The following is a 15,199-nucleotide window of genomic DNA, read 5'->3' as shown; positions in this document are numbered from 1 at the left end:
TTGACGATCTAAAACGCATAAATACTGTTTGTTTGAATCGTTTATTGTTAAAATAGTATTGGTGCCTCGAGTAGCTGAACCACGCAAAATAATTCCGCAGGTCTACAAAAAAATTCAACTACTCGAGGGCTTAACTTCTTCGCATTGGAAAAGGTATATCCAAATTCGGTTAGCAATTAATAGATCCTGATCTCAGAATGAGATTTAATGCAATTGCTGATAACCCACAATACCATTCTAATGAGCTCTTTATAATTTTATTTAGTGTTCAATTATTAAAATGGAAACCTTATCATTTTTTTCTGCATTTAAACTCAATCTTCCCCCTATTGGTAAGGTTAGTTTCGGAGCGGTATGGCCAAAATCCACATTCCCAATTACCGGTATAGACTCAAGTCCTCTAATATTTTTTACCATATGCATGAGTTTTTCCCTATCTACATTACTGCCTTTCTGAAAACGACCCAATAGAAGCCCTTTGATAGTAACCATATTTTCATGGTTGAAGAGCGATTGCAATTCATTTTGTATATCCTTATAGTCCATTATATAATTTTCCTCAAAATATAAAATACAATCCGATAAATCCGGCATATACTCACTTCCTATGATAAAATTGGTCGTTAAAAAATTGCCTCCAATACATTTACCCTCAGCAGTCCCCTCATTTAATGTCCAAAAACCTGTATTCAGCACCTTCTCTATGTCATCCGGCATATCGTTATAATAATTTGATGGTTTAATTTCAACAGGCCCTTCTTCCATTAACACTCGCTGCATATACTCTATGGAATAATCGACCAAGGTACTTTCTCCAAGCATGGTAAAGTGGGGACCATAATAATTTACAATGCCTGTTTTCTGATATAATGCATATGATAAAGCCGTGATGTCAGAAAGACCGCATACTATTTTCGGATTTTCCTTGACCAAGGCATAATCTATTTCATTCAACAACTGGCTTACACTAGACCCACCTGTAGCAGTCAAAACTCCTTTTACATTAGGGTCCGCAAAGGCCTCATGCAAATCAATAAGTCTATTCAACACAGTGGTAGTCTCAAACTCATTTACCTCATTAACATACTTGCCAAAAGACACGGATACTCCGAGGCTTTTCAAACAGTCTAATGCCTGTTGTCTTTGTCTGTCTGTAAATGCGGGTGGTATGCTGTGGGAAGGGGCTATAACTCGAATTTCATCCCCAGGTTTTAATTTGGGAGCTAACATAGATTTTCAGTTTTCATTATCTTCTTACAATACCCATGCAATCCATCTCCCGATACCAGCAGCCATCATTTGTTATCAGAAATAAAAAAAATTGACTAAAAAAGAAACAGATAGAGACATTTTGAGTAAATATCTGTCCTGTTAAATACACGGTTGCCTTCCTTACCGGAATAAAAACCATTCTGAACAACATAAAAAAAGGATTCCTGAAGGATTCCCAAAAAAAATATCCAGACATTAACAAAGCTCGAAGTTCCATATTCGATTTACCCTATAAATAAAGGGATCATATTTTGTTAGAAGAACCAAATTTAAAATGTTTTGCCCATTATTTCCCAAGTTTTTTCCGTTTTGAGACTTCCACAAGGTCTACTCTTTGCATAGAAAATAAGCTACCCCCAAACCACTTTAAACTATGGCCAATTCCGTATTTCTTTGCATTGCCTGCAATCAAGAGGTTCAGGTGGGAATATTTACTGAGGATTTCATCCCAACATTAATAAAAGTAATCTTACCACTGATAATTTTAGTGCCGCTTCTATTAATATATTTCAATACGATAAAGCTAGGAGATAAAAATACAATACAAAGAACCCCTGTAGTCATATCTACCTTGACTTTAGGTATCGGAATGGGGGGTTTTGTAGATGCAATTACTTTACACCAAATCCTACAGTGGTGTCTATTACGGCGATGATGGGCCAGTGATTACGGAGCATGCCGGGCCAGTGATTACGGGAATAACTGGGCCACTTTCCATGTGCAATTATGGGATTATATTTTAATTGTCCAACTTCTTTCTACTTCTCATAGATTCCCCTTCCAGTTCTATCCTGTGGGAGGAGTATACCAGCCTGTCAAGAACGGCATCTGCAATGCTGTCATCTCCGATGGTAGCATGCCACTGGGCCACCGGGATCTGTGAGGCTATGATGGTAGAGCTTTTCCCATACCTGTCCTCCATAACGTCCATCAGGGCATGCCTGGCTTGGGTGTCCATGGGTGCCAGTCCAAAATCATCCAGGATCAATACCGCGGTTTTTTCCAGCTTTTTAAGTAGGTTATGGTAGGTGCCCTCCAGCTTTGCAAGCCGGACCGTGTCAAAAAATCTCGAGGTATTGTAATAAAGTGTTTTGTACCTGAACTGGCATGCCTTTACGCCGAGGCACTGGGCTAGGTGACTTTTTCCGCAACCTGTGGCACCGGTAAGTATGATGTTTTCCCTGTTGCGGATGAAGCCAAGCCCTAGCAGCCTTTCAAACACCGACCTGTCGAGATTACGTGAGGCATGGTAATCGATGTCAGTGGCGGCGGAAGCCTGCTTGAAACCGGCCTGGCGGATTAGGTTGTCAATCGTCCTGTTTTGCCTTTGTTCCCATTCGCTGTCGACCAACAAGGTCAACAGCTCATCGGCAGAAAATTCTTTGTAAAGGTTTTCGGTGAGCCGTTTGTGGTAAAGTTCGGCCATGGCCCCCATGCGCATCTGTTTCAATTTTTCGATTGTGTTGTATTCGTTCATAGTTTATATGGATTGGTTTTTAATGTAGATGGGTTGAAGCCGCTCAACTGAAAAGCCCCCTGATGTTTTTGTGTTCAGGTGTCACTCGGTCCTCCGGAAAGGGGATCTCCTCCATATCCATTTTGTTCTGCAACACCCTTTCAAGGGTATGGTAAGAGGCTTTTTCGAATCCCAGAGCCCTTTTACAGGCCCTTTCCAGGCGCTCCGGTTCGTAGCTTTTCAAAAAGGCAAGGATCCCCTGGGCCTGCTTGTAGCCAATTTCGGGATAGTCATACTGCCCGATCAGCCTGCCGATGTACTCTTGGGTGTGGGGACCGACCTTTTGGGCTCTCCGGTGAAAAAATTCGGGGCTCCATTCATTGAAGTATTGGTGGCTGCTGGGCATATGGTCGCCCACTGTGATGTAGTGACCTGCTTTGAAGCTCCTTTTGTGGAAGGCTATCCTTTCCTGCCTGTGGAAGATCTCCACTATGTCCTGATTGTACTGTACTTCCACGGCCAGCCCGATATAGCGGTGGGGACAGCTGTAATAGTTCTTGTCCTCTCCCATGAAGACGTGGGAGGTTTTCTGGACTGTGGCTTTTTTATAGTTCCTGATACTATAAATACCACTTGGCAGGGGCTGAAGGAACTCTTTTTCAATATCGATGAACTGGCTCCTCCTGCTGCCCTGTCCGTGGCTCAACAGATAATCGTTGAACTCCACCAATTTGTCGGCAATGGCATCGTTGAGCTCGGCCAGGCTGAAAAAGGTGTGGTTGCTCAGGGGGTAGTATATCCGTTGATAGACAATGGTTACCGTCCGCTCGACAAGGGCCTTGTCCTGTGGGCTGTAAGGGCGTGTGGGGTCAAGTGCACAGCCATAATGTTGTCCAAAATCGGCAAAAGTCTTGTTGAGTATGGGGGCATATTTTGAACTTTTGCTTACGGCAGACTTAAGGTTGTCCGGCACCACCGCATAGGGGACGCCTCCTATCCATCCGAGGCAATGGACTAGGCAGCTGATAAAATCTTCACGGTTCTGGCTGGCCACGGCCTTGACGTAGGTATATTGGCTACAGGGCATGATCCCCAAAAAAACCTCAACATCGATCTGTTCGCCGGTATGCCTGTCCACATAAAAGAGTTTCTTGCCGCAAAAGTCCACAAAAAGCTTTTCTCCGGCCCTGTGGGTCAGCTTTCCGCTAACATGGTGGCGTTTGCTCCATTGCCGGTAATGCCAGGTAAACTGGCTGTATTTATAGCCTTCCGGATGTTTTGCAATATATGCCTTCCAAAGTGCCTGCAGGGTGCACCCGGGCTTTTTCATCTCTTTCTGGAAGTGTGGGAACTGTCCGGAAAGCTGTTCGTACCGTTCCTTTTCCGTCTGGCTGTTTTGGGTGAAAAGTTCCTCAAGATCCTTTCCCTCAAGAGTCAGGAGCTCCCCGTACCCCAAGCCGAGTTCCTTGAACCGCTTGATGTACTCGTCTACGGTTTTCCGGTTGACACCCAAAAGGGCGGCCACCTTTCGGTTGCTCAAGCCTTTTTGCTTAAATGCTATCAAACTTCTTAATTCCATGATGTTTATTCTTTGTCCTGCCATGTAGATTGTTTTTAAAAACTACAAGGCTAATAATTATCATGGAAAGTGGCCCAATGACCTCCGGAATTCGAATGGGTTGCCGTAATTAAATGGCCCAATGACCTCCGGAAACAACGCCTGATTTTTGGCCCGTTGATTCCCGGAATGGCTGGCCCAGTATCAGCGTAAACTATGGCCCAGTGACCTCCGTTTTAGACAAGTGGCACCAAATGCTATCCAACCAGATCTCATTTACTAATTTTGAGGGAAATAGTATCAATATGTTTTGGGATGGTATTTTCGAAGCAGTAACCTGGATTATCACCATGGTGGGCATTATCTTGCTTTGGCATTCCAGAATCAACCCTAACCTTCAATTTTCCAACAACTTATTGATTGGAGGTCTTCTTGCTGGATGGGGCACTTTCAATGCAATGGACAGCATTTTTAACCATTACCTATTCGCCTTCCACAACGTAAAGGAAATAGACCGCAACCCCGAACTTTGGAACCTGGGATTTTTAATATTTTCATTTATTCTGATCATTACCGGGTGGATAATAATCAGAAAGAAGTAAGGTGAATCATTCTCGCGCCCTACTCGTGAAACCAACCCTAACATAAAAACCCGAGATCTCTCCCGGGCTTTTCATATTATTTATCCACCTTTGCCACCTGACTCACGGCTGCAAGTACTGAGCCACCGACCAGCAAGTAGCCGGCTGCCGTAATTAGCACGGCGGGAAGGGCCACCGGCGCAGCAAGCAGGGATCCCCCCACCGCTCCGAGGATCATCCCTATAAATTGCACCTTCTTGAAAAAGGGCGGCGTCGGCGCCTGCCATCTGTTTTGGATTTCATTCATTTGTTCATGGTTTAATGTTTAAAATAGACAGAAGACCGAATCTGATGCAACTCGTACTTCGTCCTTCGTATTTCGTACTTGAAGTTCACGTGGTTGTCTTGGTTGTCCGCTTTTCCGTTGCTTCGCATCGGAATTCGCTGTTGTCATGGTTGTCAGATGGAGCATCTTGGCGGCCCATTGTGGCCATTTTTGCACTTTCAGTTTTTTCAACGAATAGTGGAAAGCGGCCCGCAAATAGAACAATGACAACCCGACAACAACCCGGGGAGGCGGAGCCGACCCACGGGTGGACAACCCTGACAACTCCTAACTCCTTTTCTCCAACACCTGAATCCTATTCCTCAGCATCGTAAGCTGCGTCTGAACCATGGACTTCAGTACCAATTGCTCGCCTTGTAAACTGGCCACCCCGACTTTAACCTCCACCAGTTCACCCTTCAGCTCACGCAGATCCTGGACAAGGTACCTGAGCAGGAAACCGGAGATGGAAAGGAGGACTGATAACAGTCCCCCAACTCCAATTAAATAAACTCCTTCGTCCATCGCTCATCGGTTGCGGCCAGATTAAGTCCATGAGCGGCATCGCTGAAAATTTCAAGCATCACCTCCTCACCTCTTTCCATAGCCTCAAATACAAAATCCCTAAAGCGGTAAGTCGCATTTTGGGAAAATGTCCCTTGCCCTTCTCCGGTATGCAAAGTTACCGGGGCAATACAGCCCCTGAGTTCCCGCAAGGCATCATTAGCCGAATGAAACAGGATTCCAGACCTGTCCTTCACCCCCTTCACCAAAATATGCCAACCGAATTTTTCCGAATACCTTTTACCTAGGCGATATACACCTTCCGGAATACAGGAAACATTTTGCTGGTTCTTTTTCCAGGGCAACTCTATCGTTTTGAAAAGCAGAGAGCCCTCATGGCTGATCTGTCCATTGGTTCCCCGCGGCCAATATTCACGGTTTAGGAGTAACTTCATACTTAAACCTTTTCCGTTTCCACTATGGCAGCGGCATTGTAACTGCTACTGTGCAGGGTAGCCTCATCACCGTTGACCATTTGGACAAACTCGATTCCTAGGACAAATAACCGGTGCATGTAGGGCAGGTCAGCCTTCTCAATTGAAAGTGTGATCGGGTCAGTGGTTCCATATTGGGGTAAAAGCCCCGTATCCACCCTAACGGATGTATGCAGGTCTGTACCGACAGCAATCGCACCTCCTACCAGGAACATCCTGAAATCTGTACTGCCTGCAGGTGAAACCAGCAGATCTGCCGGATTGAAAGCAGGAATGGTGACTGAGAAGGCATCCGAGCCATTATCCAAGTTGATGTTAGCTCTTAGTGTAGACCTCAGAGAAGCCGACTTGTTGAGCTGAATGCCCCTGAGTAGATTCCAATTGCCCTCCACCACTTTGCGCTGGCCACGGGAATTGACATCATCAGACTTGACCACTCTCACCATCGCTCTTTGCAGCCTTGCAAACAATTTGGAATCGGCCGCACTGATTAGCGCTGGACGGATCGAGTCCTTGAGCAGCTTGACTGTTTTGGCAGCTTCTGCAAACTCCGCCATGTTTTCTCTGGTGCGGGCATACTTGGGATCAGTCATGATCCGCTCCTTGGACACCCCGCCTTTTTCACGGACTTGGTATCCGTCCTTGTTTTTGTAAAATGTGAGTTTACCGATGTTGCCGGTAAAATTCAGGAAACTTGATTGTTTTGCCATTTTTTTATGGTTTTAAATGTTAAACATGACCAAATATCAAAGCTAAAAACCTGAAAATAAAACGATTGCGCCCCTCAGACCAACAAAGCCAAAAATGCCTGATATGCGGAAGAAAGTTTGGAAATCCGTAAGGACTTGAAGACATTCATATCACCTTAAATTTTCAACAACCATTGAAGACAAATGAAATATTAATCTAGTGTTGGAATATCTTGTATGAAAAACTTTAAAAAAATCGATGGAGGTAAAGATTAGTATCTGAAAATATAAAAAGCCTTTCAAACTGAAAGGCTTTTTAATATTAATTTATACTAACGTATTGCCTGCCGAAGCCGAGCTGGAATCATTGCGGTTTATCCTAAACATTAATAAGCAACTTGAGGATTTCCTTTTTTTGAGGATGGTGTTTTCGTCATCAATACAGTCAGAATTTCAAATACACCAAATAGCAAGTGTGGTAAATAGACTTCCTCTGCAAACCCAAACAGCCAAGGCGAGCTCGCCAGTAGTAATCCTGCAGTAAAATCAGCTGACAAGTGTACTTTAAACGGAATAATTTTTGCTACTCCTACTTCGTAGGCAGTCATCAAACTCATTACAATTGTTACCACACCTATAGTTATGGGTATCCAAGATTCTGTGTTCCCATTATAAAAACCAAAAAGCCAAGGAGAAGCAATCAATAAAATACCCATTAAGTAGTCTATGTATCCATGTAATCTTGTGCTAATAATTTTCATAGGTAGGGAGGTTTAGTGATTTAAATAATTGAATTTTATACCTTTAAATTGATCGGGTATACAAAAGGTATAATCAAATAGATCATACCTTTTGTGAGAAGTTGTAATCTCTATTTATTCCGTAACGGCCTTATTATTAATTTCGCTTTTTGCAAGTTTGGTAAGAAGTTCATCAGTTTTTTTCTCTTCTTCTAATGTTTCTGATAGTAAGTTGGCTATTTCGTCATTCCCTATAATTTTTGCTAGAGAGACAAGGCTACCGTACGAAGCTATTTCATAATGTTCTACCTTTTGTGCGGCTATAATTAATCCAGCATCTCGTACCATAGTATCAGCTTTGGTATCCTCAATAATTTCCTTCCCTTCTTCGATAAGTCCTTCCATAGCCTCACATTTTTTACCTCGTGCAGCCACATCCAAGATACCGAATATTTTTTCCAGCCTTTCGACTTGACCTTCAGTTTCCGCCTTGTGATTCTCTATGGAAGAAGATAACTTCTCGGAGGTTGCTGCTTTTTGCATTTTTCCAAGGGCATCGACTAGGTGTTTTTCAGCCCAATAGATATCTTTTAACTGGTCTTGAAATAATTTGAAAAATTTTGATCCTTTGAAATCTTCAATATTCTGATTGTTTGCCATGATTATAATTGTTTAGTTTTAGTCTATTAATTTATTCTTATATTCTAATCAAACACATCTTTAATTTTTTCTGTTATACCTTGTCCTTTATCTTCAATCATTTGCTCCTTCTGGGCATGTCCCAACGGATTAGGACCAGCTAATGCAGGCTCGCCTCCTAAAGGTTTTGCCTTTTCAATAGTTAATTCCCCTTTGCCATCTAGCGATTTACCCTTGCTCCACCTTCCTTCTGTCCTTTTTTCTTGGTCTATGTGGGTAGAAAGGAAGTTATAATTGAAGTTGTTATTCTCTTCGGCTTGAGGGAATGAGTTTGGAATTGGGTGGATATTTTCTAAACCTCCTAATTCTTCTAATACAGCCAGCCATTGATTTTGGTGCATCGTATCTCTAGCAATCAAAAATGACAACATATCCTTCATGCCTTTATCATCGGTCGATTCCCACAGCCTTGTCGCCAAAAGTCTTCCAGATGATTCTGCCATTACATTAGCATACATATCGGACGCTAAATTACCGGTACCAACTACCCAAGATCCGTTAAATGGCACCCCATTACTGTCTGTAGCCATCGCAGCCATTCCAGATGAAAGAATATGTCTAGGATTAGCTCCCCCCATTATAGCTTCCAATAGGGGATCTTTTCCAGCCATTTTATCTTTTAGATCATTGTTGGCTGTTTCCAGATTTAATGCAACAGCAGTGGCCAGCATTTCAATGTGGGCCATTTCTTCAGTTCCTGTTTCTAATAACATATCTCTATATTTGGCCGGGCCTCTAGCTCCCCACGCCTGAAACAAATATTGTAAACAAACTCTGATTTCTCCTTCAATGCCTCCTATGGCCTGTTGAAGCAATTTCGCAAAGTGGGGATTAGGTTTATCCACCTTAACTTTGTATTGTAATTTTCCATCATGATAAAACATAGGCAGCCAATTTAATAGTGAAAAACGATAATGCTTTTATCAATATACTTAACTCCAAAAGCATGCCTGATACAGAATATAACTATATTTTATATTTTAATTTTAATAATTAAGCATTTTTTTTGTAATAAATGAGTATTTAAATCTTCTACTAATGATACTTAAATTCAGCAAATTGTATCAGATTCTCTACATTTGACTCGTTTAAACCCCTAATCAAGACTGAATACCCTGTGCGAATGGCTTCAGATTTTGTACCCCTGAATTGAGAGTCTCCGACTCGGGTGAACGTTACAATCTTAACCGTAGAACTTGCCTAGAAAACCAAGTCCGGATCCATTTTTAAATACCTAAGCTTTTGTGATAGGAAAACACAGAAATTGGTAGTCTGTAATTTTCATCATTGGGATCATGCATGCTTCTAAACAACACGAAGGAAAAAAGAAGAGGATTGTTTTTGTAAATTTCCGTTAGGGGTGATTTATCTTCCTTATTCAGGTAACCCAACTTTATCAAAAGTTTTAAGGAAATAGCCGAATTGATGGCAGGTAGTGGATAATCACTGCCATATAGCAACTTATGGTGATGCTCCTTTTGTTCAAAAACGGTTCGAAGCGGCGCCCCACACCGGTTAGCTTGGGCCAAAGCAGAAATATCACCGAAAAGTTTTCCTTCATATCTAGGCTCATCCATCATTCTGAAAAACAACTCATGGTTAGGCACTTTTTTTCCTTTGTTCTCAAGGTCCTTCCCGTCGCCTTTACCCGCACAGTGCGCCAATATCACTTTTGTACCAATTTCAAGAGGAAGCCTGAATAGCAGCGGATTGTTAAGGGGCTGAAATTTCTCTACCGGCACAGTCTCCTCCTCCCCGGCATGGGAAATCAATACCATGTCCAGATCCTTCATTTTCTGGTAAAATGGGACACATCGGGGTTCGGAAGGATCCATACCCATAGTGGCTGGCATCCATTTCACCATTTTCACACCTTTTTTAGCCCATTTTTCCAGTTCAATTACAGCATCTGTTCTATAAGGATGAATGGATACCACTGGCACCAATTTGTCCGGCAACCGTTGACAAATTCGGAAAACATAATCGTTAGAAATATGGATTTTGGTATCCTTTAAATTTACCTCACCATTAAGATCATAGCATTTTTCCCATGCAAAAAGACAATACTTGCCGGCTATAGGAATTTTTTCTATTAACTGAAACAGCTGATTTAAATACTGTTCATCAGCTTTCTTTTTATTCCTAATACCAGAGGCATTCATAAATACTTTTGCCTTCAAAAAGTCAAATGGGTGGATTAATGATAATACGGTGGGGTTAACCCATATATCCCTTTCCTTAGTCCCAAGTCCAAGTAAATGCATATGATAATCATAGAAAGTTTCTAAACCATCAGAGGCGTCGGCGATAAGTTGCTGGGCTTTGGGGCTCCATTTTGCAGATTTCTTTCTGGTTTTAAAATTCCCGCCTATCAAAGTAATCAATGGGTTTCTCATGTTAGTGGTTTTAAAAAGGTCGAAAATAGAAATTAATATATGTTACAAGAAGCTTGCCTTAGCGCTTTAACAAACCTGAAGATGTCGTCCCTTTGCGATTTCTAAATCCCTAATCAGGTAGCAGGCCCATTAACTCCTAAACCAGGCCGCATGCCGAATAACCTCCTAAACCCCAATTTTATTCCTCATCATTTTTCATACGTCCGATCTTAATTTCAACATCCAATCCGACTCTTTTACCTTCCTCCTTTAGTATGACGCCTAAGGCTTTGATTAGCAACACAGCCTCCTCACGTTCTTTTTCCTCCACTGGGCGAGGGTTTGTCTTCGCTCTAGACATATAATTCAAATTTTGAACCCCACCTTGATGTGTGTTCTTTTCCGATTTTAATCCCAAAAGCTTCAATATAAACTGTATTGCTGTTTTCATAAATTTTATGGTATTTGAATAAGTTGAAAGGTTGAACTTCTAAAAAGACGTTCAACCTTTAAACACTTCGTCCCTCGTACTTCGTATTTCGTACTTAACCCATAACCCAGCCCGCAGGGCGAATAACCCTTAAACCCCTAATTCTCCACATACCCCTTCAGCAGCTTGGCTATGATGGGTACTTCCTGCAGTTCCTCAATCCTGAGTGATTTTCTTCTTTTGTAGCCATCTGCCACCCTTTTGTCGCGGAGGTTAAGTTCAGGGGCCTTGTGGTAGCTTAGGTTATAGGGGCCCACGCAGGTGATTTTGGGTACACAGACGGAATGCTTTTTGGATGACCGGTAATAACTATAATTGACCTCCTCATTGTGGTAATAGTAATATTTGGCCTTGGTAGTCCGGTCCAATTTAAAAGGGTATTTAATCCAAATTTTCTCTCCCTCATTGGGATCATCAAAAAGATAATCCGCCGCATCTGCCAGGCGCATCTGCATGGCCAGCGTGTAAAGATCCGGAAATGCCGTTGGCCCGAGCAGTACAGCGGCATCTGGCAGTTCCAGTCCGTATTTGGAAATCAGTTCAAACCGCTTCTTCCGCTTCCGGTATCTGCAATCGACCTGTCCGAAATAAATCATCCAGGTGAAGTAAAGCAGCTCATAGGCAAAATCCCCTTTTTGGGGCATAATGAATTGCCCGATATCGTCTTCCTCCCGTTCCGGATCACCCTGAGTATACATGGTATAGGGCATAGGACCGCCGAGGGCATCGATAATAAATGTGGAGATCCTCCCGGGTTCGAGTTCGTAAATGCTGAAATAGTCCATTTTTGTTTATGGTTCGTAGTTTAAAGCTTATGGATTATGGTTTATAGGTTATGGTGAGGATTAAGGGATTAAAGGATTAAGGAGCTGCGCCGGTGGTGGGGACATGCTTTCCCTAAACCTCTAAACCATCCCGATGTGCGCCAGCACCACCCGGGATGATAACCTCCTAAACTTCTACATCAGATCATTCCTTCTCACGAGACTTGGAAGGTTATGCCCCGTTGACTTCGTCCTTCGTACTTCGTATTTCGTACTTTAAATTATCCCCAGGTAAACGCTGTTTGAGAATTCATACACGCCTTTTTTGCTGACTTTAAAAAAGGACAGGTAGCCGTGCAGCTTGCCCACTTCCTTTTCCCCATCATACACCTGCACGCTCTGCTGCCCCGTAAACCTAAAGTTACCTGAAAGCACGTAGTAGGAATTCAGGGTTTCGGGATTGTAGAGCAGGGCCATCGCCCGGTCACTTTTGCGGGCATTGCCGATGTAGGAATTGTCATCCCATTCTATGCTTACCTGATCGGGAGTGAGCCATTGCATCCTACCCCGGTCTATGCCAGTGAGCATCCCCGAACTCACCAGTACTTTTGAAGGGTCCACCTCACAGGTGTCCCCTACATAGTTCATCCCATGGTTGAGCACATAGCTTGTGGCCACGTTCAACCCCGTGCGCATCCCCACTTTGAATTTTTGGAAGCCGTATTCCAGGGGGATTTTCAGGGGTTTGAGAAAAGCCATCACGAGTCTGAACTTTTCGAAATAAAACTGCTGAAGGAGGCTTGGCTCCCCCTTGACCGTTTCAGTATACTCCTTGGCGTAGGTCTTACCGTTGACCTTGTAATAGACTTTGCCGCCTTTTTTTCCGCGGAATCCCTCCCCAGATGAATCTAATCTAGCCATTTTTAAAACATTAGTAGTTAATAAAATATGATTATTCCGTGAAAAGTTACGGAAAGCCCCTTCGCCAAACCCACGTTTTCTTTGTTTCCGATCTCCTACGGCCTATTTCCTAGTCAATTTTCGGAAAATTCCGTAACTGATCCGTAAGTGATCCGTAGGTGATCCGTAAGTGATCCGTAAGTGATACGGGGGAAGGTCGGTTGGGCCTATGGTTTATAGCTTAAAGTTTAAGGTTAAAGGGAATTTTTAAACCTTAAACCATAAACCTTAAACCACTTTCAGCACCTCCTCCTCAGGAATGCCGGAGAAATCACAGAATTCGGTAACCGTAATAAACTGGTGCTTCTTCTTGTTGTAGTACTTTTTCATCTTGCAGATCAGGTTGTTGCAGTAACGGATGCTCATGCCTGTGAGCAGCTGTATATCACGGGAGTTGATGATTCGTCGCTTCAACATATCACCTCCCTTTTGGCGAAAAAATAATCGTCGGAATGCAACAGGTTCACACTTTCCAATAAGCCCAGTAGTAGACCTTTGAGCCATAGCCACTTGCGGTATATCCGCAAACCTCCGGTGATATGGATTCCGGTAATCATGCTTAGGAAGTTGAAGAATTTTTTGTTTGGGATTGCTTTCATTTTTTGATTGTTAGTGAATAAAATATTGTTTATTATTATTGCTGGGATAAATCAAAACTTAACTATATCTCTTCGATATATTGACCGACCACTCCACGGTACCGCTGATCTGGTATTTGATGGCTTTTAGGGAGGCCCACAGGCTCCTGTCCACTGGCATCAGGCTGGAGAGCAATACCTGCTCTTCCTGTAGGAACTTGGCCAGCGTGGCCTTATGATCCTCAACCAGTGCATCCTTGGCCTTTTCCACATCCATGTTCCTATGGATAATCAGCAGCTCTATCCAGTTGTGAAAATCCCCAATGCCCCTTTCCTTTTCATAGGAAATCAGGTCGTTGGACAGAAATATCAGTTTTGACGCATAACCCACTAGGCCAGACATACGGGACCAATCCTGGTTGATATCCGGATGCTCGTGCTCCATGGTGAAGGGAATCAGCTGCAGGGCCAGGTTGCCTCCCGAAAAGAAGGGCCTGTTCTGCAGGTATTGGTCCATACTGGGCACCACACCCCTGTCTTTGTTGGCAGCCTCCCATTCATTGCTTTTGATGAACTGCTCCAACACGATAAGAAAATGCCTGTAGTATATCGGTGAGGCCAGGGTTTTCAGTTTGCTGAGCCTTTCGGCCAGGATACCAGCCATCTTGTTTTTCCTGTGGATCTGGATGGGGGATTCGCCGCGGATCAGGTCAAACTGCCGCACCATCTCTCTCCAAAATTCCGCCTTTTTCCCTTTTACCAATGAATCGGTATAATCGTCCATGATAAACAGCAGGAGGTAAAAACAGGAAATCCACTTGGACACCTGGATTGTTGCCTCCGGATATAGAAATGCGGACAGATAGGAGAGCTTTTGGCTGCTCAGCTTTTGGCGCTTCCTTGCCGTGGGAAGGATTTTATTTTTGTTTGCCCATTCTCTGGTAAGGGATTCTATTTCCTCGGCATCATCGTGCAGCTTGCTTTCAAAAGGATAATTGAGCAGTTCTTTGGTGTTGAACTTATATTCAAATGTGTTCCGGGCATCGTACAGCTCCCTTTTGTACCTGCGGAAGGTCCTCACGTCTATACCCAAAAGGGAACTCCACTGCGTTTCTGTCAAGTCTACTTGGAGCGACTGCAACTTGGGAGCCAGGGAGAGGTAAGTCTTTTTATAGTGCATCTGGGACAAGGCCACCCATTTCTTGGTATCATGCATGACCAGGGCCTTCAGCTTGCCCGACAGGTCCTTTACTTCTGGAATGCCCTCCAGCACCTTGGACTCGTTTTCCCTGGTAAGCCGGATGATCTTCACTTCCGAAAGGGTTACAAAAGTATAGAGTGATTCCCTGCCTTCCTGATAGGCAAAGAAATCTACCGCGACCTGGTTGGCAAAAAACAGTCTTTCCAGGCACCCCTCTTTGTACAGGCCTATTATTCCCGAGAGGATAAAGCGTGAACTCTCCTCCACCTCCCCCGCTTGCTGGAGGATCCTGTTTGGAGGATAGGTCTCCACTTCCAAAAATTCCAGAAGCATCTGATATGCCTCAATAGGCGTTACGACGATTTCGTCAAACACCTGTTTCAATTCCGTAGCTTTAATTTGATTTTCCATGCTTTAAAAGTTTGATATAAAAATGATTGGGATAAAAATAAATTATTATCCCACATTATCTCAAACTAATAATAGGAAATTCGTTAAAAAACTACAGATTAG

The 15,199-nt window shown here is 43.2% G+C and carries 19 protein-coding genes; 2 read left to right on the top strand and 17 right to left on the bottom strand.

Annotated elements, in window-relative coordinates; genetic code table 11:
* Positions 1 to 261 precede the first annotated feature (261 nt).
* A complete protein-coding gene (locus tag FPL27_RS00735) occupies positions 262 to 1,230 on the bottom strand; it encodes a S66 peptidase family protein (RefSeq protein ID WP_143959264.1) in 969 nt (322 codons plus the stop codon).
* A gap of 415 nt (positions 1,231 to 1,645) precedes the next feature.
* Between FPL27_RS00735 and FPL27_RS20240 the strand changes: the two genes are divergently transcribed.
* The gene (locus FPL27_RS20240; protein ID WP_143959263.1) at positions 1,646 to 1,927 is read left to right on the top strand and encodes a DUF2243 domain-containing protein; all 282 of its coding nucleotides are present in this window, start codon (positions 1,646 to 1,648) and stop codon (positions 1,925 to 1,927) included.
* Positions 1,928 to 2,011: 84 nt separating this feature from the next.
* On the opposite strand, the gene istB is transcribed toward FPL27_RS20240, so the two are convergent.
* Positions 2,012 to 2,749 carry an IS21-like element helper ATPase IstB gene (gene istB, locus FPL27_RS00725; RefSeq protein WP_143959262.1) on the bottom strand — a complete coding sequence of 246 codons (738 nt, stop codon included), beginning with the start codon at positions 2,747 to 2,749 and terminating at the stop codon, positions 2,012 to 2,014.
* Between the two features lie 43 nt (positions 2,750 to 2,792).
* Complete coding sequence (istA, locus tag FPL27_RS00720) at positions 2,793 to 4,331, bottom strand: IS21 family transposase (RefSeq protein WP_143959261.1); 1,539 nt, start codon at positions 4,329 to 4,331, stop codon at positions 2,793 to 2,795.
* A 179-nt stretch (positions 4,332 to 4,510) separates the two neighbouring features.
* Here istA and FPL27_RS00715 point away from each other — a divergent pair, with 179 nt between their 5' ends.
* Positions 4,511 to 4,888: a DUF2243 domain-containing protein gene (locus FPL27_RS00715; RefSeq protein WP_143959260.1), complete on the top strand. Its 378-nt coding sequence runs from the start codon at positions 4,511 to 4,513 to the stop codon at positions 4,886 to 4,888.
* 76 nt (positions 4,889 to 4,964) lie between these two features.
* Here the strand turns inward: FPL27_RS00715 and FPL27_RS00710 are convergent, their stop codons facing one another.
* The 14 genes from FPL27_RS00710 to FPL27_RS00645 all read right to left on the bottom strand — a co-directional run bounded on the left by FPL27_RS00710 (position 4,965) and on the right by FPL27_RS00645 (position 15,097).
* Entirely contained in the window at positions 4,965 to 5,174 is a 210-nt protein-coding gene (locus FPL27_RS00710) for a hypothetical protein (protein WP_143959259.1), read from the bottom strand.
* A gap of 306 nt (positions 5,175 to 5,480) precedes the next feature.
* Positions 5,481 to 5,717 (bottom strand): hypothetical protein, encoded by a 237-nt coding sequence (locus FPL27_RS00705; RefSeq protein WP_143959258.1) that lies wholly within the window; start codon positions 5,715 to 5,717, stop codon positions 5,481 to 5,483.
* Positions 5,696 to 6,151, bottom strand: a complete 456-nt coding sequence (locus FPL27_RS00700; protein WP_185974257.1) for a DUF5675 family protein — start codon at positions 6,149 to 6,151, stop codon at positions 5,696 to 5,698. Before FPL27_RS00700 ends, FPL27_RS00705 begins: the two co-directional genes overlap by 22 nt.
* Positions 6,152 to 6,153: 2 nt before the next feature.
* A complete protein-coding gene (locus tag FPL27_RS00695) occupies positions 6,154 to 6,900 on the bottom strand; it encodes a hypothetical protein (protein WP_143959257.1) in 747 nt (248 codons plus the stop codon).
* Between the two features lie 365 nt (positions 6,901 to 7,265).
* Positions 7,266 to 7,640: an SPW repeat domain-containing protein gene (locus FPL27_RS00690; RefSeq protein WP_143959256.1), complete on the bottom strand. Its 375-nt coding sequence runs from the start codon at positions 7,638 to 7,640 to the stop codon at positions 7,266 to 7,268.
* 114 nt (positions 7,641 to 7,754) lie between these two features.
* A complete protein-coding gene (locus FPL27_RS00685; protein ID WP_143959255.1) occupies positions 7,755 to 8,279 on the bottom strand; it encodes a YciE/YciF ferroxidase family protein in 525 nt (174 codons plus the stop codon).
* 44 nt (positions 8,280 to 8,323) lie between these two features.
* The gene (locus tag FPL27_RS00680) at positions 8,324 to 9,202 is read right to left on the bottom strand and encodes a manganese catalase family protein (RefSeq protein WP_143959254.1); all 879 of its coding nucleotides are present in this window, start codon (positions 9,200 to 9,202) and stop codon (positions 8,324 to 8,326) included.
* A gap of 342 nt (positions 9,203 to 9,544) precedes the next feature.
* The gene (locus tag FPL27_RS00675) at positions 9,545 to 10,714 is read right to left on the bottom strand and encodes an amidohydrolase family protein (protein ID WP_143959253.1); all 1,170 of its coding nucleotides are present in this window, start codon (positions 10,712 to 10,714) and stop codon (positions 9,545 to 9,547) included.
* Positions 10,715 to 10,892: 178 nt separating this feature from the next.
* The gene (locus FPL27_RS00670; RefSeq protein ID WP_143959252.1) at positions 10,893 to 11,144 is read right to left on the bottom strand and encodes a hypothetical protein; all 252 of its coding nucleotides are present in this window, start codon (positions 11,142 to 11,144) and stop codon (positions 10,893 to 10,895) included.
* 137 nt (positions 11,145 to 11,281) lie between these two features.
* A complete protein-coding gene (locus tag FPL27_RS00665; RefSeq protein ID WP_143959251.1) occupies positions 11,282 to 11,968 on the bottom strand; it encodes a hypothetical protein in 687 nt (228 codons plus the stop codon).
* A 255-nt stretch (positions 11,969 to 12,223) separates the two neighbouring features.
* A complete protein-coding gene (locus tag FPL27_RS00660) occupies positions 12,224 to 12,868 on the bottom strand; it encodes a DUF6266 family protein (RefSeq protein WP_143959250.1) in 645 nt (214 codons plus the stop codon).
* A gap of 267 nt (positions 12,869 to 13,135) precedes the next feature.
* The gene (locus FPL27_RS00655; RefSeq protein ID WP_143959249.1) at positions 13,136 to 13,324 is read right to left on the bottom strand and encodes a hypothetical protein; all 189 of its coding nucleotides are present in this window, start codon (positions 13,322 to 13,324) and stop codon (positions 13,136 to 13,138) included.
* Positions 13,318 to 13,506: a hypothetical protein gene (locus FPL27_RS00650; protein WP_143959248.1), complete on the bottom strand. Its 189-nt coding sequence runs from the start codon at positions 13,504 to 13,506 to the stop codon at positions 13,318 to 13,320. The genes FPL27_RS00655 and FPL27_RS00650 overlap by 7 nt, the downstream gene beginning before the upstream one ends.
* Before the next feature lie 58 nt (positions 13,507 to 13,564).
* On the bottom strand, positions 13,565 to 15,097 hold the full coding sequence (locus FPL27_RS00645) for a terpene synthase family protein (protein WP_143959247.1): 1,533 nt from the start codon (positions 15,095 to 15,097) through the stop codon (positions 13,565 to 13,567).
* Between the last annotated feature and the right edge of the window lie 102 nt (positions 15,098 to 15,199).

It is taken from the genome of Litoribacter populi (genome assembly GCF_007483685.1).
In the GTDB taxonomy this organism is placed as follows: domain Bacteria; phylum Bacteroidota; class Bacteroidia; order Cytophagales; family Cyclobacteriaceae; genus Litoribacter; species Litoribacter populi.
This window is presented reverse-complemented; position numbering and strand designations above follow the sequence as displayed.

What these genes read in the sequence shown, in the direction of transcription:
- FPL27_RS00675 (WP_143959253.1), bottom strand. Translation starts at nt 10,714, where the DNA reads ATGAGAAACCCATTGATTACTTTGATAGGCGGGAATTTTAAAACCAGA.
- istB (WP_143959262.1), bottom strand. Translation starts at nt 2,749, where the DNA reads ATGAACGAATACAACACAATCGAAAAATTGAAACAGATGCGCATGGGG.
- FPL27_RS00695 (WP_143959257.1), bottom strand. Translation starts at nt 6,900, where the DNA reads ATGGCAAAACAATCAAGTTTCCTGAATTTTACCGGCAACATCGGTAAA.
- FPL27_RS00690 (WP_143959256.1), bottom strand. Translation starts at nt 7,640, where the DNA reads ATGAAAATTATTAGCACAAGATTACATGGATACATAGACTACTTAATG.
- FPL27_RS00735 (WP_143959264.1), bottom strand. Translation starts at nt 1,230, where the DNA reads ATGTTAGCTCCCAAATTAAAACCTGGGGATGAAATTCGAGTTATAGCC.
- FPL27_RS00680 (WP_143959254.1), bottom strand. Translation starts at nt 9,202, where the DNA reads ATGTTTTATCATGATGGAAAATTACAATACAAAGTTAAGGTGGATAAA.
- FPL27_RS00700 (WP_185974257.1), bottom strand. Translation starts at nt 6,151, where the DNA reads ATGAAGTTACTCCTAAACCGTGAATATTGGCCGCGGGGAACCAATGGA.
- FPL27_RS00710 (WP_143959259.1), bottom strand. Translation starts at nt 5,174, where the DNA reads ATGAATGAAATCCAAAACAGATGGCAGGCGCCGACGCCGCCCTTTTTC.
- FPL27_RS00665 (WP_143959251.1), bottom strand. Translation starts at nt 11,968, where the DNA reads ATGGACTATTTCAGCATTTACGAACTCGAACCCGGGAGGATCTCCACA.
- FPL27_RS00655 (WP_143959249.1), bottom strand. Translation starts at nt 13,324, where the DNA reads ATGTTGAAGCGACGAATCATCAACTCCCGTGATATACAGCTGCTCACA.
- istA (WP_143959261.1), bottom strand. Translation starts at nt 4,331, where the DNA reads ATGGCAGGACAAAGAATAAACATCATGGAATTAAGAAGTTTGATAGCA.
- FPL27_RS00685 (WP_143959255.1), bottom strand. Translation starts at nt 8,279, where the DNA reads ATGGCAAACAATCAGAATATTGAAGATTTCAAAGGATCAAAATTTTTC.
- FPL27_RS20240 (WP_143959263.1), top strand. Translation starts at nt 1,646, where the DNA reads ATGGCCAATTCCGTATTTCTTTGCATTGCCTGCAATCAAGAGGTTCAG.
- FPL27_RS00650 (WP_143959248.1), bottom strand. Translation starts at nt 13,506, where the DNA reads ATGAAAGCAATCCCAAACAAAAAATTCTTCAACTTCCTAAGCATGATT.
- FPL27_RS00660 (WP_143959250.1), bottom strand. Translation starts at nt 12,868, where the DNA reads ATGGCTAGATTAGATTCATCTGGGGAGGGATTCCGCGGAAAAAAAGGC.
- FPL27_RS00670 (WP_143959252.1), bottom strand. Translation starts at nt 11,144, where the DNA reads ATGAAAACAGCAATACAGTTTATATTGAAGCTTTTGGGATTAAAATCG.
- FPL27_RS00645 (WP_143959247.1), bottom strand. Translation starts at nt 15,097, where the DNA reads ATGGAAAATCAAATTAAAGCTACGGAATTGAAACAGGTGTTTGACGAA.
- FPL27_RS00705 (WP_143959258.1), bottom strand. Translation starts at nt 5,717, where the DNA reads ATGGACGAAGGAGTTTATTTAATTGGAGTTGGGGGACTGTTATCAGTC.